Below are 22155 nucleotides of genomic sequence, written 5' to 3'. Positions count from 1 at the left end.
GAACTACATGATGATGAATGACGCGACGCCGGGTCTCCGCAGGAGATTGGGAGCGGGGTTGGCCTTGACGTTGGCCTTGTGCCTGTCTGCACCACTGAAGGCGGAGCCCACCAGCGATCAGATGACGATTCTGTCGCTGCGGCCGTACATGGACGGCCCGGCGGGAATTGTGTACGTGCATGTTTCGAGTACGGCTTTCTGCAATACCGATACTTTTGCAATCGACATGTCCCGGCCCGGTGCAAAGGAAGCCTACGCGGCGGCGTTGGCAGCGCTGACATCGGGGAAGAATGTCCGGCTCGAGGCCTTCAACTCCACCGGGTGCAATGGTTGGGCGACCCGGCTCCAGTCGATCTTCATCCACGCGTGATGCTCCACGGATGGATGCAGGACGCGATGATCCAGGGGTATCGCGCATGGTCCTGGGGCGTGGATAAAAAGGGGGCGGCCCTGAGGCCGCCCCAAACCGTCAAGAGAACACGCGTCTAGAAACGAACCGACCAGCGCACGTTGGCGCTGTGGTCGCGGCTTTCACTGCCGTACTGGCCGCTGTAACCCAGCTCCAGCTGCTGGCGCGGAGTCAGCCACGCCGACAGGCCCAGCTCGGCCACCACGGCACTGTCGGCAATCGGGGCGCCTTCGACCGAGAAGGTGGTGCCGCTGTTGGCGAAGGCGAGGTTGCCCACTTGGCTGCGGTCGCCCGAGGCGCGGCGATAGCCCACGCCACCACGCAGGTGCAGCCAGCTGTCCTGCTGGAACGATGCCTTCAGGCCCTTGTCGAAGCGCAGGCCAGCGGTGGCGACCGTGGTGCCGGTGTCATCTACCTTGCCGTGCAGGGCGGCTGCACCACCGCGCTCATTGATCTGCTTCAGGTCCACCTCCACGCGTGCGACCTGCAGGTAGGGTTCCAGCCCGGCCTCCGGGCTGCCAAAGCGGTAGCCGGCTTCGATGAAGGCCTGGCGGGTATGCGCGTTGTAGCGTGCGCTCAGGCTGTCGCTGAACCCTGCGAAGTCGACATCGCGGGTGCTCTTCACCTTGTGCTTGCTCCAGGCGACGCCGCCACGGAGGCCGAAGCCGCCCCAGTTGTGACTGGCATATGCACCGAAGTGGGTGTTGTCGATCTTCGACTTGGCACGACGCGCCTGCTGCTTGACGTCGGTGCGGCCGGTGCCAGCCAGCACGCCGACCTGCCAGCCGGAGAACTCGCGGTCGATACCGACCAGCAGGCCATTGCTGTTGGCGTCGGTGCGGGCGGTGTTGCTGTTGCCGTCCAGCTTGCTGTTGCCGCCCAGAGCCTGCACCCAGGCGCCGGTGGCGTCGCCCGCATCGGCTCCCGGCGCGACTGCACCTGCACGGCGGGACATCGCGGCATCGCGTACGTAGCGGCTGCCTTCCACCAGTGCGAGCGGCGTGGCTGCGTGCAGTTCGCCGCTGAGGCCGTCGAGTACGCCGCCGACCTGCTGCGGGAACAGCTGGGTCAGCGGCTTGGGCAAGCCCTGGTTGATTGCCAGCAGGTCCGCCGCAGCGGCCACAGCGCGCTGGTTCGGTGTAGTGGCGGCGCTGGCCAGCGAGGCACCGCGTGCCACGTCGATGCGGGTGCCATTGGCCCCGTAGGCGAGGCTGAACTGCAGGAACGGCGAGAACGCGCTGAAGTCGGTTTTCGCGAACTGGCCGTTGATGCCACCGTCGGCGCGGATGAAGTTGAACTGCTCGCCGAGATAATAGATGCCCGGTTCCGGCAACGCGACCAGGGTACCGCCGAGGGTGGCGGTACCGGTCACGTGCAATTGGTCGCTGCGCCCGCCAGGCGCGAGTTCGGCGGCGTAGACGCCGGTCGCGCCCTGCACGTAGTTGCCGTTGATGGTCAGCGTGCCGATCGAATTGCCGGGGGCGATGGTGCCGTCCACTCGGGTGCTGCCCAACGTGCCGATACCCTTCAGCAGGCCGTTGCCACCGACCGTGGTGGTGCCGCCGGTCTGCATGCCATTGAAGGACACCACGCCGCCGTTGATGGTCATGTTGCTGTCCTTCAGCACGCCGTTGGCGCTGACCGTGCTGACGCCACCCGTGGTGGTGAGTGCGGTGGAGACCAGGCTGCCGTTGAGCAGGAACTGGCCGCCTTGCACATCGACCGCGGAGGTGAGGGTGTTGCTGCCGTTCAACTCCAGCGTACCCTCACGCAGCACCGCGCCGTTGAAGCTGTTGTCGCCGCTCAGGCGCAGCCAGCCGATGCCGGACTTGGTCAGTTTGCCAGGGCCGCCGATGTCATTGGTCCAGTCGTCCCAGGCATCGCCTTCCCACACCTTCAGGCCGCCGGCCTTCTGGTTCATCTCTACGTTGGTATCCACGCGCAGCGAGCCATAGCCCTCGATGGCCCTGCGCAGGTCAACCATGCCCCAGCCATAGATCGGGTCGACGCCAGCGGCACCGAGATCGCGCGCGGTAGTCAGCAGGACGTCGCGCACCTGGGCGTTGTCCAGATAGGGGAAGCGCTCGATCAACAGGCCGAGTGCGCCGGTGATATGGGGGGCAGCCATGGAAGTGCCGGTCTTCCGGCCGTAGTCGTACGTGGGATTCTGGCTGTCGATGAGAAGGCGGACGTAGTCTGCGGTCTTCTCCAGCCGTCCCTGGATGTCACCGGAAACGATGGTGCTGAGGATTGCCGTTCCCGGTGCGGAAATACACCAGTTGGCGGCAGCGCCGCAGATGCTCGAGCCTGCGTTGATCACGTAGTCGGTTTCGCCATTGGCTGCATTGGGCTGGCGAACGTTGGCGACGGCCAGCCAGTAAGGCTCGATCTCCGGCTTCCAGCGCGGCAAGGCCGCGGTGATACCCGCGACGGCGCCGCTGCCATTGCCGGCCGACCAGACCTGGATCAACTGCGAAGCAGGGGCGTTCGCACTGTCTTTGTAGATGCTTCCGTATACGTCGTAGCCGGCACCGATGCGTGCGTACTGGGCATCCAGTGCGGCCACGGTCATGTTCCGGGTGGAGATGCCCCAGCTGTGATTGATGGCACGCACGCCTTGCGCCTGCAGCTGCGCGTACATGTCCAGCCTTGCAGCACCATCGGGGTCCGTCCGTTCCACAGCTTCAGGCAGGTAGCCTCCGCCCGTCTGAGGCTTCCACTCGTAGTAAGTGTCACCAAACACGCGAGCGGTCGTCAGATCGGCACCGAAGGCGACGCCGTGCATCCCTGTGCCATTGCGGTTGGCGCCAATGGTTCCGAGCACATGCGTGCCGTGGTCGGCATAGCGGAAACCCCATTCACGGCCTGCGGCAATGATGGTGGCCTGCAGGGAAGCCGGCACGCCCGCGCCGAGCGTGTAGTAGTTGATTCCCGGTCGATCACCCTGTGTCTGGCTGCACGCACCGGTACCGCCGACGGTTCCCGGTGACGCACAGTTCGGGCCGATGGTGATGCTGGAGGTGTTGCGGCCGGCGAATTCGGGGTGAGCCAGTGCCGAGCCGGTGTCGAACAGCGCCAGGCGCACGCCCTTGCCGGTCAGGCCGCGGGCATACGCGTAGTCGGCGCCCATCGCACCCAGTCCCCAGTCGGCGTTGAATTCATCGCTGCGCCAGCTGGCGGCATCGCCCGGATTGCCGAGCAGGGCGGGCGATGCCGCTGGCGTGGTGGCCGTAGGTGCTGCAGGCGCGCTGACGTCGGGCTGTGCCCAGGCCGCCTGCAGCTGGCGCTGTTGCTGCCATGCGTCGAGCGCTTCGCTGGCCATGGCGGGCGATGCAGCGGCAAGCAACAGGGCGCTGGACACGGCCAGGGCGAGGCGGCTGTGCAGCGGGGAGCGGGAGTGGGACGAACGGCCGTGCAGCGGGTGATTCATCGGGCAACTTCCTTGATGGACGGACAACAAGGCCGTTAACGCCAATCCGTGGCGATATCCCCCATGAATGTGAAAGGAAAATTGTGAACGGGTTAAGTGTGCGTGACAGTGGGCTTCACTTCGTCTCCCCATGTCCTCGCTAACGTGGGCCGGCCTGGGCTCACCAGGCTTATCAAGGAGTGATGGCGATGCGTGTTATCAGGAAGGTGATTGCAGTGGCGGTATTCGCGTTGGCGTGTACCGGTTCGGTGGCGGTGGCTGGGCCAGTCGAGCCCTGTGACCAGCCCTGCTGGCGGGCTTATCAGATGTGCCTGGCCAGTGGCACCGATGCCGGTGAATGCCAACAGGCGTACAACACCTGCGTGGTCGATCTGTGCATGGGCGTGTGAGTCGCGCCGTTTGAGCCGTACGTGGAGCCCCGTCATCGACGGGGCTCTTCTGTTTCAGCGATCGCCTCAGATGGCGATGCGGGCGTCTGGTGGGCTGAGCCCGCTTGCGGGCCATGCACGCAGCAGCGAGGATGGGAAATCGCACCGGAGCCGCTGCACATGGCCGTCAAACGTATTGTCGCCAACATCGCCACGCCTGACCCGGCGCGTGCCGCAGCGTTCTATGGCGGACTGCTGGGCATGCCGGTGGTGATGGATCATGGCTGGATCGTCACCCATGGCGGGCAGGGCAGTGCGCTGGCGCAGGTGAGCTTTGCCAGCGAAGGGGGTTCCGGCACCGCGGTGCCCGACCTGTCGATTGAAGTGGACGACCTGCAGCAGGTGCTGGACCGCATGCACGCGGCCGGCATCCCGCTGGAGTATGGCCCGGCCGACGAGCCCTGGGGCGTGCGTCGCTTCTTCGTCCGCGACCCGTTCGGGCGGCTGTTGAACATTCTCGCCCACACCTGAGCGGGGAGCGTTGCTTCAGCGGCGTCTGCCGCCGCGCGCCGGAGCTGCGGGAACACCGACCATGCGCAGGCAATCCGCTTCCACGGCTTCGATGAACGCATCGGCATCCTGTGCCGGCGTGGCGATCAGGTCGTCGGTGGCGCCGTGCACGCCGGCATAGATCAGCGAGGCGGTGACCTGCGGCGCTGGAAGCTGCCACAGTCCAGCGGCGTTGCCCGCCTCGAGGATGCCCAGCAATTGCTGCTGGATCGCATTGCGCTCGGCGTTGCCGCGCTGGTGGTGGTGATGGTTGGCGTACACCACGTCATGCAACGCGTGGGTGCGCACGTAGATCTCGATGTTGGCGCGGATCCAGGCGCGCAGGCGCGCTGCGCCATCACCGGCAGGGTGCTGCTGCACGGCCCGCTCGACCTCTTCCATGAACTGCCGCGTGTAGCGCTGCGCCAGCGCCTGCAGGATCTCGGTGCGTGAGGCGAAATAGGTATAGAAGGTGCCCTTGGCCACGTCGGCCGCTGCGACGATGTCGCTGATGGTGGTGGCGTCCACACCCTGCGACAGGAACAACGCCTGGGCGGCGTCCATCAGTTCCTCCTGGCGGGTTTCGGCGGGCTTGGTGCGAGGCCTGGCGACAGCTGGGGTCTGCATGGTGGGCGGTATCCGGGTGTGACGGCCGCCATTCTAGCTGCCTCTTCACACTGACTGACCGTCGGTCATTGACCGACGGTCAGTCAATCGCTAGGATGCGCGCACATCCTCCCCCCGGGATCCACGCATGAAACGCCTCCAACGGCCCGCCCTGGTGCTGGCGGCCTACCTCGGTACGTTCCTCGCTTCGCTGGACATCAGCATCGTCAACGTGGCACTGCCAACCCTGCAGCAGGCGCTGCAGACCGACATGGCAGGCCTGCAGTGGGTGATCAACGCCTACGCGATCGCACTATCGGCGCTGATGCTGTCAGCCGGTCCGTTGGGGGATCGCTACGGTCATCGGCGGATGTGGCTGCTGAGCGTCGCCACCTTCATCATGGGCTCGCTGCTGTGCGCCTGCGCCAAGGATCTTTCGACCCTGGTCGCCGGACGCGCGGTGCAGGGCGTGGCAGGTGCGCTGTTGATTCCCAGTGCGATGCCGATCCTGAGTCACGCATTTCCCGATCCAGGCCAGCGCGCGCGCGTGATCGGTGGCTGGTCCGCCTTCAGCGCGCTGGCGTTGGTGCTCGGCCCGTTGCTGGGCGGTGCGCTGGTGCAGCGCGCCGGTTGGCCCAGCATCTTCCTGATCAACCTGCCTTTGGGGCTGCTGGCGCTTGCGCTTGGCGCCTGGGGCATTGCCGAACGACGCCACCCGCAGCACGCCGCACTGGATCCGGCCGGGCAGCTGCTCAGCATCGTTGCGCTGGGCGCGCTGTGCTATGGCCTGATCGCGATCGGCGAGCATGGCCTGCTGGCCCCGGTGACGCTTCTGGCGCTGGGCGCCGCAACTGCCGGGCTGATCCTGTTCGGCATCGTCGAGCGGCGGGTGGCACGCCCACTGCTGCCGCTGGACCTGTTTGCCGACCGCCGCTTCGGCATGCTCAACCTGGCCTCGTTCGTGCTGGGCTTCACTGCCTATGCGAGCCTGTTTTTCCTGTCGCTGTTCTTCCAGCAGGCGCAGGGACATGGTGCCGCGCTGGCGGGCTCACAGCTGGCTCCCCAGTTCCTGTTGATGGGTGTTGTCTCGCTGTTGTTCGGTCGTCTGGTCGCCCACCTCGGCCTGCACGCCGCGCTGGTGCTGGGCTACACCCTGGCCGGGGTGGCGCTGTGCGTGATGGCCACGTTCGAACCGGCTACTTCGCGCGCTTATGCCAGCGCCGTGCTGATGCTGCTTGGCATTGGAATGGGGCTGGCAGTGCCGGCGACCGGCATGGCAGTCATGGCCAACGCACCGGCCGAACGCGCAGGTATTGCCTCAGCCACGATGAACGCGCTGCGCCAGGCAGGCATGAGCCTGGGCATCGCGTTGCTGGGCAGCCTGATGGGCCAGCGTGCCGTACAGCAGTTCACCGCTTGCGCGCAGGCCGCAGGGCAGCAGCGGCTTGTTGCGCAGGCGCGTGAACTCGTCCTGCACCCAGGCTCGATGCATGCCACGCCGCAGGTGCTGACGTGGTACCGCAATGCGATGGCCAGCGGGTTCGGTTGGGCGATGGCGGCGGCGGGTGCGCTGGCCCTGCTTGTGGCGCTTGGGCTGTATCGGCAGCGCGCCCCGGCCTGACCGCGCGGGGTCACCGCTGCTGGGGGTGTGGATCCTCTGCACCGTGCTCGATCTGCTGCTGTTGCTGGCGTGCATTGGCGTGGCGTGCGTGCCCACCTTCGCGTCCGATCGCGGCCATGTGCTGCCGGTCGCGGCTGATCGCTTCGCCGCCCTTGCGGCCTGCAGCACGCGCTTCGTCAGGGCTGAATTCGTGCGCATTGCCGGAGGCATGTGCCGCGCGCCCGCCCTTGGCGGCGATCGCGCGCTGTTTGTCCTGGTCCATCGAGGCGAAGCCCCGGTTGGAGCGGTGATTCTGGTCGGTCATGGGACGTCTCCTGCTGCAGGGTCGGCGCCGTCGTCAACGGCAGCGCCCATGCTTGGCCAACGCGTGCTAAGTCCAGGTCGCCATCCTCGCCGTGGCCTTCACGCCATGTGCGCACGCGGTCGATGACGTGGCCATTCAGGCGAACGCAGCGGGAGTTGCCGTCCTCGAAGAGGCGACACATCGGCGACGGCGCAGTGTCAGCGCCGGCGGGCGTCGCGCAGTCGTTGCGCGAATGGCCGCTGCTCCAGAACCTGCAGAGCCTCGCGCAGCACCTGTTCCAGCGACTGGCCGAGATCCGCATCGAGGCTGCGTGCGGCGCGTGCGGTGGCCTGCCATTGCGCCTGCAGCACCGGCAGTGCCTGCAGTGCGTGCGGGCTCAGCTGCAGGATGCGCTCGCGGCTGTCTTCGCCGATGACGGCGTGCAGCCAGCCGTCGCGCACCATCGCGGCCACCGTCTGGCTGAGTGCCGAATGGCTGAGTCCGCAGGCCAGCGCCAGATCCTTGATGCGGCAGGGGCCCTGCGCCATCAGCGTGTGCAGCACGGGGGTGTAGCGCGGCCGGAAGTCCAGCTGCAGGTCGCGATAGGCCTGCTCGACCGCCGGGTCGAGCTGATCGAGCAGGGCGCGCAGCAGGGTGCCCAGGCTGGCAAGTTGGAGATCCATGCCCACAATGATATATAAGCGCTTACATATCATCAATGCGGGGGCAGTCATGGTGGTTTCGTGGATGCTGGGCACGCTGCTGGCAGCGTCCTGCCCGGGCCAGGACACAGTGCTGCAGGCGGCGGCTGCGGCAATAGAGGCGCACTACCTGGACGTGGCCGAAGGCGCACGCATCGCCGATGCGGTGCGTGGCTGGTCCACCCAGCAGCGCTATGTGGACAGCTGCACGGACCCGAAGGGCTTCAGTGCGCGCCTGAACCAGGATCTGGACGTGTTCGACGGCCACTTCCATGTGGAACGGGTGGAGGCCGGCGCCGGCCAGGACGATTGGCTGATGGCCTGGCGTGCGGATGCACGCAGCAATGGTGCGGGCGTGCGCGAGGTGCGGGTGCTGGAAGGCAATCTCGGTTACCTGCGCCTGAGCACCTTCTATCCGCTCGATCTGGCAAGGCCCAGGCTGGCGGCAGCGTTCACCCTGCTGGCCGACACCCAGGGTCTGGTGCTGGATCTGCGCCAGAACGGGGGCGGTGATGATGGCAGCGCCGACCTGCTGGTGCGGACCCTGCTGGAGCCAGGTGTCACTGCAGTGCAGGCGCTGGAGCAACGTGGCCGGCGTACCCCGGTGCCGCTGCCGCCAGCGAGCCTTCCGCTGTACCTGAAGCCGCTGGTGATACTGATCGACCGCCGCACCGGCTCGGCGGCCGAGTTCGTCGCGTATTCGCTGCAGGCCCTGGGACGTGCGCGCATCGTCGGCGGCCGCAGTGGTGGTGCCGCACATATGTTCGATGATCCTGTGCTGCTGCCCGATGGCTATCAGATCAGCATTCCGGATCGGCAACCGATCAATCTGCGCACCGGTGAAAACTGGGAACGGACCGGTGTCGCGCCTGACGTGGCAGGCGGCGACGACCCGCTGTTCATCGCGCGCCAACTGCTGGCTCCGCCGAAGTCGTCAAGATGAACGCACGGTTGCGCGGTTGTCCTATCGCAGATGCGCCGTTGCATGCCTAGAATCGAAGCATCCCGGTAGTTCCCGGGCGCTTCGAGTGAATGGACTCAATGAAGATTCTGTTGACCGGCAGTTCCGGGCGGATCGGGCGCGCGATCTTCGGCGCGTTGGCGGCTGCCCATGAAGTGGTTGGTCTGGACCGCAGCCCGTTCGCCACCACGCGCATCATTGCCGATGTCACCGATCATCAAGCCGTCGTGCGCGCGGTGCAGGGCGTCGACGCGGTCATCCATACCGCAGCCCTGCATGCGCCGCACGTTGGCCTGGTACCGGACGCGGTGTTCCAGCAGATCAATGTGGACGCGACTGCGCACCTGCTGCAGGCGGCGCGGGAGGCAGGTGCACGGCGGTTCGTGTTGACCAGTACCACCGCGCTGTACGGCCACGCAGTGGTGGCAGGAGGATGCCGCTGGATCGATGAGGATACCGAGCCGTTGCCGCGAACGATCTATCACCGCAGCAAGCTGCAGGCCGAGGCCCTGGCTGAAGCTGCGGCCGCACCGGACTTCGGCGTGCGCGTGCTGCGGATGGGGCGCTGCTTCCCGGAGCCGCCGGAACGGATGGCGATGTTCCGGTTGCATCGTGGGATCGACGCCCGTGACGTGGCCAGTGCCCATGCCGCGCTGCTGCTGGATGAGGGGCCGGCCTTCGCCCGCTACATCGCCTGCGCAGCGACCCCGTTCCGGCGCGAGGATTGCCTGGAACTGGCCACCCAGCCACGCAACGTACTGGCCCGGCGCGTACCGCAGCTGCTGGCCGAGTTCGAGCGCCGTGGCTGGCCGTTGCCGCTGAGCGTCGACCGCGTCTATGACAGCGCCCGCATTCGCAGGGAGCTGGGATGGCAGCCGCGTTTCGGGCCGGACGCTGTGCTGCAGCAGTACGCCGCAGGCAGCATCGAGGTGTTGCCGCGCGCGGAGTGGATCAAGGATCGGGTGGCCGAATAGGGGGCGCCGGGGCGGGTTCCTGTCCCGTCCCTGAGTGCATTCAGGAATGTGTCGTGCGGTCGCCTCAACCTCGTTGGCAGGCGGCCGCTAACCCGGTGCGCTTCCTGCGCCGGGCGGGTCCCGGCGGCCGGTGGCCTGCGCGATGGATCGCGCGCCTGCGCGGTGCCCTCGCGGTGCCGGTCGTCCTGAACTGCCTTGCGGACCCCTCCATGCCTTCTTCCCGTTCCGCCGCTGCCCGCCGTCCGGGCAGCATCGCCCACAAGCTGATGCTGGGCACCGCCGTCATCGCGCTGCTGTGCTTCGGCCTGACGGCGTTCCTGATCTATCGCCAGGCCAGTGCCAGCCTGATCGATGCCTCGCGCCAGACCATGACCAGCGAGGCCAACGCCGAAGCGCGCCAGGTCGCCGCCGACCTGGGCACGGCGTTCGCCAGCAACGATGCCATGGTCGAAGCCGTGCTCGCCCAGCGTGCGCGGGGGGACGTGCCTGATCGCGCCAGCCTGGCGGCCGTGCTCGGTGAGCAGCTGCGTACCCACCCGGAATGGCTGGGCAAGAGCACCATGTGGGAGGCCGATACCTTCGATGGCAAGGATGCCGAATTCGCCAATACCGAGATGCACGATGCCAGCGGCCGCTACATGAGCTACTGGGCCTGGCATGACGGCAAGCCACAGCAGTCGACCATGACCGACTACACCGAAGCCGCCGACGGTTCGGCCGACTGGTACGTGGTGCCCAGCCGCGACAAGCTGCCCAAGGTCAGTGAACCCTATGCCTACGACATCGCCGGCCAGCAGGTGCTGATGAGCACGTTGAGCTCGCCGATCATCGAAAACGGCACGTTCCTCGGTGTATTCACCGTCGACTTCTCGCTGGCGGCGCTGCAGAAGCACCTTGCCACGCTGAAGCCGATGGGCGCAGGTCGCGTCGAACTGCTCTCACCGAACGGCGTGGTGCTCGCCTCGGCGAACGCTGCCGAGATCGGCAAGCCGCGCAGCGATGCATTGACCCGCAGCATGCTGGCCGACATCGCCGCCGACCGCAGGTTCGAGGCTTTCACCCCGGACGCGGCCGGCAATGTGCGCGTGTACGTGCCGCTGCGCGTAGGCAATGCCCCGCAGCGCTTCGCACTGGGCGTGGTGATGCCGCATGCGGTGATCGTCGCCGAGGCGCGCCAGCTGCTGTGGCTGACGTTGCTGGTTGGCGTGGTGGCCGCGCTGACCCTCAGCGCAGGCGTCTACGTGCTGCTGCGCCGCCTGGCGATCCGCCCGTTGGCCGAAGCGGTGCGAGTGGCGGGTGACGTTGCCGCCGGCAAGCTCGACAGCACCTTGCCTGCGCGCAGCAACGATGAAGTGGGCCGCCTGCTGGAGGCGATGCAGGGCATGCGCGGACAGCTGCAGGCGGTGATGGCCGCGCAGGCGGAAATGGCGCGCCGCCACGATGCCGGCGAGCTGAGCTACCGCATGGACGCTACTGCCTTCCCCGGCGAGTACGGCCGCATGGTGGCCGACAGCAACCAGCTGGTGGCCTCCAGCAATGCGGTCACCCAGCGCCTGGTCGAGGTGATGCAGCGTTACGCGGTGGGTGACCTCAGCGTGGACATGGAAGCGCTGCCGGGCGAGAAGGCGGTGTTCACCGCTGCAATGGCCACCACCAAGATCAACCTGGCCGCGATCAACGAGCAGATCCAGCAGCTGGCTGCCGCCGCGGCGGCCGGCGACTTCGCCGTACGCGGCGATGCCGAGCGCTTCGACCACGATTTCCGCCGCATGGTGGAGACCCTCAACATCATGATGCAGGTCAGCGATCACAACCTGGCCGAGCTGTCGACGCTGCTTCGCGCGATTGCCGCCGGCGACCTCAGCGCACGCATGCGTGGTGATTTCCATGGCGTGTTCGCGGTGATGCGCGACGATGCCAACAGCACCGTGCAGCAGTTGACCCAGATTGTCGGGCAGATCCAGCAGTCGGCCGCCAGCATCCGCCTGGCGGCGGGAGAGATCGCTGCGGGCAACAGCGATCTCTCGCGTCGTACCGAGCAGCAGGCCGCCAACCTGGAAGAGACTGCCGCTTCGATGGAGGAGCTGACCTCCACCGTGCGCCAGAACGCCGACCACGCGCTGCAGGCCAATACCCTCGCCGGTTCCGCCGCTGGCGTTGCCAGCGAGGGCGGGGAGGTGGTCAACCAGGTGGTGCAGACCATGGAGCAGATCGAGGCATCGTCGCAGCGCATCGCCGAGATCATTTCGGTGATCGACGGCATCGCCTTCCAGACCAACATCCTGGCGTTGAACGCGGCGGTGGAAGCGGCGCGGGCAGGTGAGCAGGGCCGTGGCTTCGCTGTGGTCGCCAGCGAGGTGCGCGCGCTGGCGCAACGCTCGGCGGGCGCAGCGAAGGAGATCAAGGAACTGATCGACGCATCGGTGGCGCAGGTCGGTGCCGGTGCGCAGCTGGTGCACGGTGCGGGCCGTACCATGCAGGCCATCGTCGGCCAGGTGGGACGGGTCAACGAGATCATGGCCGAGATCTCGGCCGCGTCGCGCGAACAGTCCGCCGGCATCGAACAGGTCAACCAGACCGTGGTGCAGATGGATGAGACCACCCAGCAGAATGCCGCACTGGTGGAAGAAGCCAGTGCCGCCGCGCGTGCGATGGAAGAACAGGCCGAGCAGCTGGCCGTGGCGGTCTCGCGCTTCCGCCTGCAGGCCGAGCCGATGGCCACGGCACGCCGCGCGGCCTGACGCTGGCCGGAGTGCACATGAAGACGCCCGGCCAAGGCCGGGCGTCGTCGTTTCTGCTCGTCGTTGTGCCGGTCGGGGCCGGCCGCTGCCGCGGTTCTAGAACATGCCTTCGAAGGGGTTCCAGCTGGCGCGGCCCTTCACCTGTTCCAGGTAGTAGCTGTAGTTGGTGCTGGAAGCGACCAGGAAGTTCATGGCGATGAACACGGCACGGGCCACGATGTCGGGCAGGAACAGGGTCACGGCGGCCAGCGCGATGTTGATGCCGATCACCACCAGCGCCTTGCGCCACATGCCCAGGATGAACAGGTAGATGGCGCCGAAGAAGAAGGCGAAGAAGTTGATGTTGACCTTCAGGCGGTCGCCGAAGGACAGCGCCTTCCAGGCCTGCTTGAAGCCTGGTTCCTTGGGCGCGCCGTGCTGCTGGAAGAAGTTGAAGCGGAACTGCCACTTCGGGCTGAAGCGGGAGAGGTCGACTGCGTTCATTGACGTACACGTCCTTGTGGGAAAACGATTACATGATACCGGCCGGCCGGTTCAGGTATCCACCCTGCAGCGTCAAAAATGTGACGCTCAGTGCGTTATGGCCCTGCGGCCAGGGGGCGCACCGTCACCCACCCGCCTTGTTTTTAGGATAGGGTGCGCAGTTCCGCTACCGCACCGGCTGAATCCGTGCGGTGGCGGGATGTCCATGGAGGTTGCATGACCACACCTGCTACACCGGAAAACGCACCGGGACCGGTGCTCCTGCCGACACCTGAAGTGGTGCAGGCACAACAGCTGCTCGCACGCCAGCAACTGGCGGTGGCGATGGACCGTGCACGCACGGCCGCTACGCAGAGCGCGGCGCCCGCCGCCGCACTGGAAAGCGAGTAACCCGCAACACCGCCGATCGCGCTGGCCCGTCGCCAGCGCGATCGTGGCGGACGCTCCTGGTCAGAACCGCGCGGTCATGCTGAAGAAGTAGCTGCGCCCGGCCACGAAATAGTCGGTGGAGCCTTCCGCATACAGCTTCTTGTCGGCCAGGTTGCTGACACCGCCACGCAGGGTCAGCACCTCGTTGACGTTCCAGGCCGCGGTCAGGTCATACAGCGTGTAGGCCTTGAGGAAGGTCGTCGCCGTGCCGGTCTGCTTGCCGGTGTACTGCGCCGACAGGCTGCTTGAGAACACCGTGTTGGGCGTCCAGTCCAGCGACGAGTAGCCCGAGAACTCCGGGGTATCGATCAGGTTGCGGCCGGTGGTCAGGTTCTTGGCTTCCTTCATCCAGGTCGCCGAGGTGCGCCAGCGCCAGTGCTCGCCGAAGCGGAAATTGAGGTTGCCTTCCATGCCGCTGGTGCGTGCGCGCTGCACGTTGCTCATGCGCGTCCACCAGATGCCGTTGAACCTGCCCAGCGGTGCGTACTCGATCTTGTTCCTGAAATCGGTATGGAAGTAGGTCAGGCCGGCATCGACCAGGTCGTTGTCGAAGCTGACGCCGATCTCGCGGTTGGTGCTGGTTTCCGGGTCGAGGTCCGGGTTGCCGGCCATGTAGCAGCCGCCGCGGGTATAGCCCAGCGGGATCAGCGAGGTGCAGCCACGGCCACCGGACTGGGTGGCGGCGGTGGCCGAATTCTCGGTCAGGCTGGGCGCGCGGAAGCCCTTGGAAACACCACCTCGGATGGTCCATTGCTCGGCCGGATGCCAGACCAGGTAGGCTCGCGGGCTGACGTGGCCGCCGAACTTCTCATGGTGGTCCAGGCGCGCGCCCAGGGTCAGCGCCAGGGTGCGGTGCAGCTTCAGCTCGTCTTCGACGAACAGGGCCCAGGTATCCACTTCCAGATCGGAGCCGCTGACGGCATTGCCGGCATAGTCGATCGGCGCGCGGCCGATGGTGTCGGTGTTGGTCAGCTCCTGGCGCTTCCATTGGCCACCCACGGCGAACTGGTGTTCAACACCGAGGGTGAATGGCGTGGTCAGGCTGCCTTCGATGATCGTATCGGTCGCCTCGGAGCGGCCGGTGGCGCCGATGTCGTTCTTGTATTCGGTCCAGTACGCGCTGATCTTCGAGTTACCGAAGCTCCACTTGCCATCGTGGTTGAGCGCCAGCGAGCTGCGCTTGAGTTCGCTGGCACCCCAGGCGCCTTCGTCCTGCTTTTCCAGCGAGGCGTCGATGAAGGCCTGCTGCACGCCATGGCCGGCTTCCAGCGACAGTTCCTGCGCGTCGCTCAGTTTCCACTGCAGCAGCGCGTCGACATTGCGGTCCTTCTCGCCGGCGTAGGCGTTGCCGTAGACACCACCGTTGGACTGGTCCGAGTCGCGGCGCATGCTGTTGGCACCGATGCGCAGGCCGAAGCGTTCGCCGAGCGGGCCGGAGAAGGTGGCGCCGATCTGCTGGGTGTCACCGCGCTTGTCATCGCCGGGGCGGGTATAGCTGTGCGTCGCGCTGCCGTTCCATTCATCGCCGATGCGCCGGGTGATGATGTTGATCACGCCGCCCATGGCGTCGGAGCCATACAGCGACGACATCGGCCCGCGCACCACTTCGATGCGCTCGATCTGGTCGGGCGAAATCCAGTTCAGATCCTGGCGGCCCAGGTCCGGCCGGTAGTTGGTCGATGCCGAGCTGCCCATGCGCTTGCCGTCCACCAGCACCAGCGTGTAGTTGGACGGCATGCCGCGCAGCTTGATCTTGGATTGCTCGCCGACGGCGCTGAGGCCGCCGGTCACGCCCGGCACGCGGCTGAGCAGGGTGGCCAGGTCGTGGACCGGCTGGCGCGCGATGTCCTCCCGGCTGATCACGCTGATGCTGGCCGGGGCATCCTTGATCCATTGCTGGTTGCCCGAGGCGGTGACCACCACGGTATCCAGATCCTTGGTGGAGGCATCGGCGCTGGCCTCTGCGGCGGCAAGGCAGGGCAGGGCCAGCAGGCAGGCGGTGGCCAGGGCACTGGCCAGGCGGGTGCGCGGCAGGCGCGCGGAACGGGAACGGAACAGCTGGGACATGACGGCTTCCATCGGATGAGGGGGGACCGGATGGAAGCAACGGGCGCACGCAGACAAGCAGGCAGGCCCCCCTTCCATGGGTCGTAAGGCGCGCGGTTCGGTCCGGCGCAGCTGGGTGGGTCTCGGCCGTACGGAAGACGGTGACCTGCCTGGTTAATGAAATGATAACCGTTCGCGTTTGTTACGATCCAGTACCAGGCGCCACGAAGCGACATCCCGCTGCACGGCCCGCCATCGCCTGCTGTTTGCTGAATGGGGATAAATCCCGGCGTAGACCTTCGCACCCGGCTTACATCCGGCGCCCTAGACTGGGCCGCATTTTCGATTCCGCCCCGTTGGAGATCGTGTGGGTTCCGGTAGTTATAGACAGCGACTGTGCGGCCAAGGGCCGGCACAGCCAGGACAAGTGCGGGCGCCGGGAAGGCGCGCCGGGAACCTTCGCGCATGCAGCCCGGCCGGGACGGCCGGCCATGCCGACCGTGGGGAGTAAGCGGTGATGGGGGGTCAAACCATCCACGCGGAAGCGGATGCGCCCCGGCTCGACGCCGGCTGGGCGCTGCTGCCCGCCGAATCACCGCTGCCGATGCCCGAACAGACCCTGCGCGAAGGCGCGCTGAAGGTCCGTCGGCACCGTACCTCGCCACGCCTGATCGGCCTGCGCCGGTTCTACATCTTCGGCGGCACCCTGGCCATGACCGCCATCGCCACCCGCATGATGTGGCGGGTGCTGTCGGCCAATGGCATCAGCGTGCTGGAAGCCTGCCTGCTGGTGCTGTTCGTCGGCCTGTTCGCCTGGATCGCGCTGTCCTTTGCCAGCGCCGTTGCTGGCTTCCTGACCGCCGTGTTCGACCGCGGCTATCGCCTCGGCATCGACCCGGACAAGCCGCTGCCGACCGTGCACAGCCGCACCGCGCTGCTGATGCCGACCTACAACGAGGATCCGCGCCGACTGCTGGCGGGCCTGCAGGCGATCTACGAATCGGTGGCCGCCACCGGCCAGCTCGAACGCTTCGACTTCTTCGTGCTCAGCGATACCCGGCGCGAGGACATCGCACGTGCCGAGGAGCAGGTATTCGCCGAACTGCGCGACCGCGTGCAGGACGGGCAGACGCGCCTGTTCTACCGCCGCCGTGGCGACAACAGCGGGCGCAAGGCCGGCAACATCGCCGACTGGGTGCGCCGCTTCGGCGGCGCCTACCCGCAGATGCTGATCCTGGACGCCGACAGCCTGATGACCGGCGACAGCATCGTGCGCCTGGTGGCCGGCATGGAACACAACGCCGATGTCGGCCTGATCCAGACCCTGCCATCGGTGATCGGTGGCCGCACCCTGTTCGCCCGCATGCAGCAGTTCGGCGGTCGCGTGTACGGCCCGGTGATCGCCCGTGGCGTGGCCTGGTGGCATGGCGCCGAGAGCAACTACTGGGGCCACAACGCGATCATCCGCACCCGTGCCTTCGCCGACCACGCCGGCCTGCCGGCGCTGCCGGGGCGCAAGCCGTTCGGCGGCCACGTTCTCAGCCACGACTTCGTCGAAGCGGCGCTGATGCGCCGTGGCGGATGGGCTGCGCACATGGTGCCGTACCTGGGCGGCAGCTATGAAGAAGGCCCGCCGACGCTGACCGACCTGCTGGTGCGCGACCGCCGCTGGTGCCAGGGCAACCTGCAGCATGGCAAGGTGGTCGGCAGCCGCGGCCTGCACTGGATCAGCCGCACGCACATGCTGATCGGCATCGGCCACTACTTCACCGCGCCGATGTGGGCGATGCTGATGCTGATCGGCATCGCCATTCCACTGTTCCAGGAAGGCATCGACTTCAACGCTTTGTTGCACCTGTCGCCCAGCGTGTACTGGCGTGCCCAGGATGAGGAGCAGGTGGTACGCCTGTTCGCCGCCACCATGGCGGTGCTGCTGCTGCCCAAGGTACTGGGCTACCTGGCGATGCTGCTGGACCCGGTCGACCGCCGCGGCTGCGGCGGCGCGATCCGTGCGTTCGTGTCGATGCTGGTGGAGACCGTGCTGGCCGCGCTGATGGCGCCGGTGGTGATGTACGTGCAGTCGCGCGGCGTGGCCGAAGTGCTTTCCGGCCGCGATTCCGGCTGGGACGCACAGCAGCGTGACGATGGTGGCATCTCGTGGATGGCCCTGATCCGCGGCTACGGCGGGCTGGGCGTGTTCGGTGCCTTCATGGGCCTGCTGGCCTGGGCGGTATCGCCGTCGCTGGCGGCGTGGATGGCACCGGTGGTGATCGGCATGGTGCTGGCGGTACCGGTGGTGGCGCTGACGTCTTCGCGCGGCCCGGGCGCCTTCCTGCATCGCCTCGGCCTGCTTGATATTCCCGAGGAGAACATCCCGCCGCCGGTACTGGTACGCGCCGCGCAGCTGCGCCGGGAAGCAGCCGAGCAACCGCCGCTGTACTGATGGCCCTGCACCAGCGGCATAATGCGGCTCGAACTTGAAGGAGCCGCATCATGCTGCAAACGGTGGAACAGGAGACCGGCGCCTCGCCGCAGTGGTCGGTGATCTGGCTGCACGGGCTTGGCGCCGACGGCCACGACTTCGCGCCGATCGTGCCGGAGCTGGTGCGTCCGCACTGGCCGGCGCTGCGCTTTGTGTTCCCGCACGCACCGGTGCGGCCGATCACGATCAACAACGGCGTGCCGATGCGCGGCTGGTACGACATCGTCGGCATGGACTTCCGCTCGCGCGCCGACATGGCCGGCGTGCAGGAGTCGGTGGTGCAGCTGGATGCACTGATCGCACGCGAGATCGAGCGCGGCATCGCACCGGAGAAGATCTTCCTGGCGGGCTTCTCGCAGGGTGGAGCGATCATCCTGACTGCTGCACTGTCGCGCACCGCGCCGCTGGCCGGCCTGATTGCACTGTCCACCTACCTGCCCGAAGCCGAGAGCGCCCAGCGCGTTGATGGTGCCGTGCAGGTGCCGCTGTTCATGGCCCATGGCAGCAGCGACCCGGTGATTCCGCAGGCGGTGGCCGCACACAGCGCGCAGGCCCTGCAGGCGCTGGGCCTGGAGGTGGAGTGGCACAGCTATCCGATGGCCCACCAGGTCTGCGCCGAAGAGATCCAGGCACTGGGTGACTGGCTGCAGGAACGGCTGGGCGCCGCCTGAGCCATGCCCCCGGCCAGCACATCGCCGTGGATGCCGGAACTGTGCCGCCTGCCGCGGCTGGCGGCGATGCTCGGCCTGGCCGAGCTGGTGGTGGTGGTGCTGGCGTTGGCGCCCGATGGCAGCCGCCACTGGACCTTCGGCGAGCTGCTGTCGGCCAGCGGCTTCGCGCTATGGCTGGCGCTGGCGGTCACCGCCAGCCTGTGCCTGCTGCGGCAGGCACTGTCGAGGCTGCCGCAGGCGCTGGGCGCTGTCGCGGCGCTCGTGCTGGCGACCCTGATCGCGGTGATCTGTGCCGGCATCGTGCATGCGCTGTACGCGGTACTGGGCGACAACTTCGCCCGCGGCATCAGCTTCTGGCGCTTTACCCTCGGCAGTGCGGCAACCACGGCACTGATCGCCGCGCTGGCCCTGCGCTACTTCTATGTGAGCGATCGCTGGGCCGCGCAGGTGCAGGCCAACGCGCGTGCCCAGGCCGACGCGCTGCAGGCGCGGATCCGGCCGCACTTCCTGTTCAACAGCATGAACCTGATCGCCAGCCTGCTGCATCGCGATCCGGCGGTGGCCGAACGCGCGGTGCTGGATCTGTCCGATCTGTTCCGTGCTGCCCTGGGCGCGGGCGAGGGTGACTCCACCCTGCGTGACGAATGCGAGCTGGCCGAGCGTTATCTGTCGATAGAGTCGCTGCGCCTCGGCGAGCGACTGCAGGTGCGCTGGCAACGCGATGAGCCGCTGCCGTGGGACCTGCCACTGCCGAGGCTGGTACTGCAGCCGCTGGTGGAAAACGCAGTGCTGCATGGCATTTCACGCCTGCCCGAGGGCGGCACCATCGAATTGCAGCTGGTGCGCGAAGGCAGTGAACTGCAGATCCGCGTGCGCAATCCCGCGCCCGATCCGCAGACGCCGGGGTTGGCGCTGGCGCGTGGTGCCGGCCATGCCCAGCACAGCATCGGTCATCGGCTTGCCTGGCGCTTCGGCAGCGCCGCGCGGATGACGGCTGGCTGGAGCGAGGGCTACTATGCCTGCCAGGTGACAGTGCCGATCCAGTGAGGGGATGATCGTGAGGGTAGTCATCGCCGATGACGAACCGCTGGCGCGCGAGCGCCTGCGCAGCCTGCTGGCGGCGCAGGACGGCGTGGATGTGGTGGCCGAGGCCGGCAACGGCGAGCAGGCCCTGCATGCGTGCGCGGAGCTGCAGCCGGACCTGGTCCTGCTGGACATCGCTATGCCCGGGCTGGACGGCCTGGAGGCGGCGCGCCATCTGGCCAGCTTCGAGCCGCGGCCTGCGGTGGTGTTCTGCACCGCTTACGACGCGCACGCCTTGTCGGCGTTCGAGGCGGCCGCCATCGATTACCTGATGAAGCCGGTCCGCGCCGAACGCCTGGCCGCAGCGATCGCACGTGCCCGCACCTTCCTGGCCGGCCGCGATGGCCAGCCGCAGGGCAGCGGCGGGCAGCAGGCCCGCAGCATGCTGTGCGCACGCCTGCGTGGCAGCCTGCGGCTGATCCCGCTGGATGACATCCACTACCTCCAGGCCGAAGAGAAGTACGTGGTGGTGCACCATGCGCGTGGCGAAGACCTGATCGAGGAGTCGCTGAAATCGCTGGAGGAGGAGTTCGCCAGCCGTTTCATCCGCATCCATCGCAACTGCCTGGTGGCACGCCACGAGCTGGTGGAGCTGCGCCGTGGTACTGGCGGGCAGGTGCAGGCGGTACTGCGGCATGGCAAGCAGCCGCTGGAAGTCAGCCGCCGTTGCGTGGCGACGCTGAAGCAGGAACTGCGGCATCTGTGAGTGTTTCGCGCGGCCTGCGGCCGCGACTGCTTGCGAGCAACGTCTGGAGCAACTGCAACGGCGGTTGGTCGGCTCGTTGGTGCTACGTGCTGGGTCGGGCCGAGGTGGGGTGGCGGGACACGCTGCAAGTACATCCCTGTAAGCTCGATGGCGCCTTGCTCGTGTGCGCTGTCCTGCGCACACGGCAAGACCGGGGTTGGGCGTCCTGCCCAACCCGCCCGAGGCATGCCTCGGGCCCATGGCGCCAACGGTCCCGCCACCCCACCCCGGCCCAACCCTCTCGTTTTTCCCGCGTCGGACGGCAAAGGCATTGTTGTTATCGGGTGGGGAAAGAGGGATCAGATCCCTTTTCCTGCGGAAAAGGGATCTGACCCCGGAAGCAATCGGCTTTTGATTTTTCCTTTTGATCTTCCGTGGCTGACGCACACGGAAACTGTCAGAGGTCGGGCGGGGTGGGTTCGCGGGGGTGTCCGCGGCATGGATGCCGCGGCCAAGCCCCCAGGGATGGGTTTACGGCGTCCCCCGCGAACCCACCCCGCCCGGCCTAGTGCAATGATCCAGCAGTTCGCTCCAGCCACGAGGGGCTCCGCCGTTGGCCGTATCCCCGCCGAAGGCGCGATAATGACTGGATGGAAACCGTCCGCATCGCCACCCGCAAGAGCCCGCTCGCCCTCTGGCAGAGCGAACACGTCGCCGACCGCCTGCGCCAGGCCCACCCCGGCCTGCATGTGGAACTGGTGCCGATGAGCACCCGCGGCGACGAAGTGCTCGACCGCTCGCTCGCCGCCATTGGTGGCAAGGGCCTGTTCCTGAAGGAACTGGAGCTGGCGATGCTGCGCGGTGACGCCGACTGCGCCGTGCATTCGCTCAAGGATGTGCCGATGGAACTGGATGCGCCGTTCGCGTTGCCGGCGATGCTGACCCGCCACGATCCGGCCGATGGCTTCGTTTCCAATCTTTATGCCTCGCTGGACGCGTTGCCGATCGGTGCGCGGGTGGGTACGTCGTCACTGCGCCGCCAGGCCCAGCTGCGCGCGCTGCGACCGGACCTGGAACTGCTGGACCTGCGCGGCAACGTCAACACCCGCCTGGCCAAGCTCGACAACGGTGGCTACGACGCCATCGTGCTGGCCGTGGCCGGCCTGGAGCGCCTGGGCCTGGGCGAGCGCGTCGTCGCGCGCCTGCAGCCGCCGCAGTGGTTGCCGGCCCCGGCACAGGGGGCGGTGGCGGTGGAGTGCGACGGTGGCAATACGCGCCTGATGGCGCTGTTCGCCCCGCTTGATGACGCGGCCACGCGTGCCTGCGTGGAGGCCGAGCGGGCAATGAACCGTGCGTTGCATGGCAGCTGCCACGTGCCGGTGGCGGCCATCGCGCAGTGGCAGGGCGACGACCTGCACCTGCAGGGGCTGGTTGGCAGCGCCAGCGACGGCCGTGCCGTGCGTGCTGAGGCGGTGGGCCCTGCCGGTGACCCGGAAGTGCTGGGCCAGCGCGTGGCGAAGCTGCTGCTGGATGATGGCGCCAGCGAACTGCTGAACGTCTGAGCCATCAGGTAGTGCCGGCCAGCGGCCGGCACTACCGGAAGAAGAACGGGCGCCCTTGGCGCCCGTTCCGC

General features: G+C 67.3%; 19 protein-coding genes. 13 read left to right on the top strand and 6 right to left on the bottom strand.

Annotation, left to right across the window (positions count from 1 at the left end; genetic code table 11):
* The first annotated feature begins 7 nt into the window (after positions 1-7).
* The gene (locus ACZK4H_RS18860) at positions 8-370 is read left to right on the top strand and encodes a hypothetical protein (RefSeq protein ID WP_076739635.1); all 363 of its coding nucleotides are present in this window, start codon (positions 8-10) and stop codon (positions 368-370) included.
* 115 nt (positions 371-485) lie between these two features.
* Here ACZK4H_RS18860 and ACZK4H_RS18855 read toward each other — a convergent pair whose 3' ends face one another.
* Positions 486-3839, bottom strand: a complete 3354-nt coding sequence (locus ACZK4H_RS18855; RefSeq protein WP_099554652.1) for an autotransporter domain-containing protein — start codon at positions 3837-3839, stop codon at positions 486-488.
* A gap of 188 nt (positions 3840-4027) precedes the next feature.
* Between ACZK4H_RS18855 and ACZK4H_RS18850 the strand changes: the two genes are divergently transcribed.
* Together ACZK4H_RS18850 and ACZK4H_RS18845 are read left to right on the top strand one after the other, a co-directional pair.
* A complete protein-coding gene (locus ACZK4H_RS18850) occupies positions 4028-4228 on the top strand; it encodes a hypothetical protein (protein WP_099554683.1) in 201 nt (66 codons plus the stop codon).
* A 159-nt stretch (positions 4229-4387) separates the two neighbouring features.
* Positions 4388-4738 carry a VOC family protein gene (locus tag ACZK4H_RS18845; RefSeq protein WP_099554654.1) on the top strand — a complete coding sequence of 117 codons (351 nt, stop codon included), beginning with the start codon at positions 4388-4390 and terminating at the stop codon, positions 4736-4738.
* Between the two features lie 15 nt (positions 4739-4753).
* On the opposite strand, the gene ACZK4H_RS18840 is transcribed toward ACZK4H_RS18845, so the two are convergent.
* Positions 4754-5383, bottom strand: coding sequence for a TetR/AcrR family transcriptional regulator (locus ACZK4H_RS18840; protein ID WP_099554656.1), 630 nt, complete (start codon positions 5381-5383; stop codon positions 4754-4756).
* Between the two features lie 127 nt (positions 5384-5510).
* On the opposite strand from ACZK4H_RS18840, the gene ACZK4H_RS18835 reads away from it, so the two are divergent.
* The gene (locus ACZK4H_RS18835; protein WP_099554658.1) at positions 5511-6983 is read left to right on the top strand and encodes an MFS transporter; all 1473 of its coding nucleotides are present in this window, start codon (positions 5511-5513) and stop codon (positions 6981-6983) included.
* Between the two features lie 10 nt (positions 6984-6993).
* On the opposite strand, the gene ACZK4H_RS18830 is transcribed toward ACZK4H_RS18835, so the two are convergent.
* Together ACZK4H_RS18830 and ACZK4H_RS18825 are read right to left on the bottom strand one after the other, a co-directional pair.
* Entirely contained in the window at positions 6994-7287 is a 294-nt protein-coding gene (locus tag ACZK4H_RS18830) for a KGG domain-containing protein (protein ID WP_049429457.1), read from the bottom strand.
* Positions 7288-7484: 197 nt separating this feature from the next.
* Positions 7485-7949, bottom strand: coding sequence for a MarR family winged helix-turn-helix transcriptional regulator (locus tag ACZK4H_RS18825; protein ID WP_099554660.1), 465 nt, complete (start codon positions 7947-7949; stop codon positions 7485-7487).
* A 49-nt stretch (positions 7950-7998) separates the two neighbouring features.
* Here ACZK4H_RS18825 and ACZK4H_RS18820 point away from each other — a divergent pair, with 49 nt between their 5' ends.
* The 3 genes from ACZK4H_RS18820 to ACZK4H_RS18810 all read left to right on the top strand — a co-directional run bounded on the left by ACZK4H_RS18820 (position 7999) and on the right by ACZK4H_RS18810 (position 12643).
* Complete coding sequence (locus tag ACZK4H_RS18820) at positions 7999-8910, top strand: S41 family peptidase (protein ID WP_099554662.1); 912 nt, start codon at positions 7999-8001, stop codon at positions 8908-8910.
* 98 nt (positions 8911-9008) lie between these two features.
* Positions 9009-9902 (top strand): NAD-dependent epimerase/dehydratase family protein, encoded by an 894-nt coding sequence (locus tag ACZK4H_RS18815; RefSeq protein ID WP_005414561.1) that lies wholly within the window; start codon positions 9009-9011, stop codon positions 9900-9902.
* Positions 9903-10111: 209 nt separating this feature from the next.
* Positions 10112-12643, top strand: coding sequence for a methyl-accepting chemotaxis protein (locus ACZK4H_RS18810; protein WP_099554685.1), 2532 nt, complete (start codon positions 10112-10114; stop codon positions 12641-12643).
* Positions 12644-12739: 96 nt separating this feature from the next.
* Here ACZK4H_RS18810 and ACZK4H_RS18805 read toward each other — a convergent pair whose 3' ends face one another.
* Positions 12740-13126 (bottom strand): DUF2628 domain-containing protein, encoded by a 387-nt coding sequence (locus tag ACZK4H_RS18805; RefSeq protein ID WP_099554664.1) that lies wholly within the window; start codon positions 13124-13126, stop codon positions 12740-12742.
* Positions 13127-13342: 216 nt separating this feature from the next.
* On the opposite strand from ACZK4H_RS18805, the gene ACZK4H_RS18800 reads away from it, so the two are divergent.
* On the top strand, positions 13343-13516 hold the full coding sequence (locus tag ACZK4H_RS18800; protein WP_005411154.1) for a hypothetical protein: 174 nt from the start codon (positions 13343-13345) through the stop codon (positions 13514-13516).
* Between the two features lie 60 nt (positions 13517-13576).
* Here the strand turns inward: ACZK4H_RS18800 and ACZK4H_RS18795 are convergent, their stop codons facing one another.
* Complete coding sequence (locus tag ACZK4H_RS18795) at positions 13577-15622, bottom strand: TonB-dependent receptor domain-containing protein (RefSeq protein ID WP_099554666.1); 2046 nt, start codon at positions 15620-15622, stop codon at positions 13577-13579.
* A gap of 496 nt (positions 15623-16118) precedes the next feature.
* On the opposite strand from ACZK4H_RS18795, the gene mdoH reads away from it, so the two are divergent.
* The 5 genes from mdoH to hemC all read left to right on the top strand — a co-directional run bounded on the left by mdoH (position 16119) and on the right by hemC (position 22084).
* Positions 16119-18044: a glucans biosynthesis glucosyltransferase MdoH gene (mdoH, locus tag ACZK4H_RS18790; protein ID WP_099554670.1), complete on the top strand. Its 1926-nt coding sequence runs from the start codon at positions 16119-16121 to the stop codon at positions 18042-18044.
* A gap of 50 nt (positions 18045-18094) precedes the next feature.
* Entirely contained in the window at positions 18095-18754 is a 660-nt protein-coding gene (locus ACZK4H_RS18785; RefSeq protein ID WP_099554672.1) for an alpha/beta hydrolase, read from the top strand.
* A gap of 3 nt (positions 18755-18757) precedes the next feature.
* A complete protein-coding gene (locus ACZK4H_RS18780) occupies positions 18758-19801 on the top strand; it encodes a sensor histidine kinase (protein ID WP_197577822.1) in 1044 nt (347 codons plus the stop codon).
* Positions 19802-19805: 4 nt separating this feature from the next.
* Positions 19806-20543: a LytR/AlgR family response regulator transcription factor gene (locus tag ACZK4H_RS18775; protein ID WP_185959223.1), complete on the top strand. Its 738-nt coding sequence runs from the start codon at positions 19806-19808 to the stop codon at positions 20541-20543.
* Positions 20544-21172: 629 nt separating this feature from the next.
* A complete protein-coding gene (hemC, locus tag ACZK4H_RS18770; protein WP_099554715.1) occupies positions 21173-22084 on the top strand; it encodes a hydroxymethylbilane synthase in 912 nt (303 codons plus the stop codon).
* Positions 22085-22155 lie beyond the last annotated feature (71 nt).

The sequence above is a fragment of the Stenotrophomonas sp. 78350_Sma genome (assembly GCF_056482105.1).
This window is presented reverse-complemented; position numbering and strand designations above follow the sequence as displayed.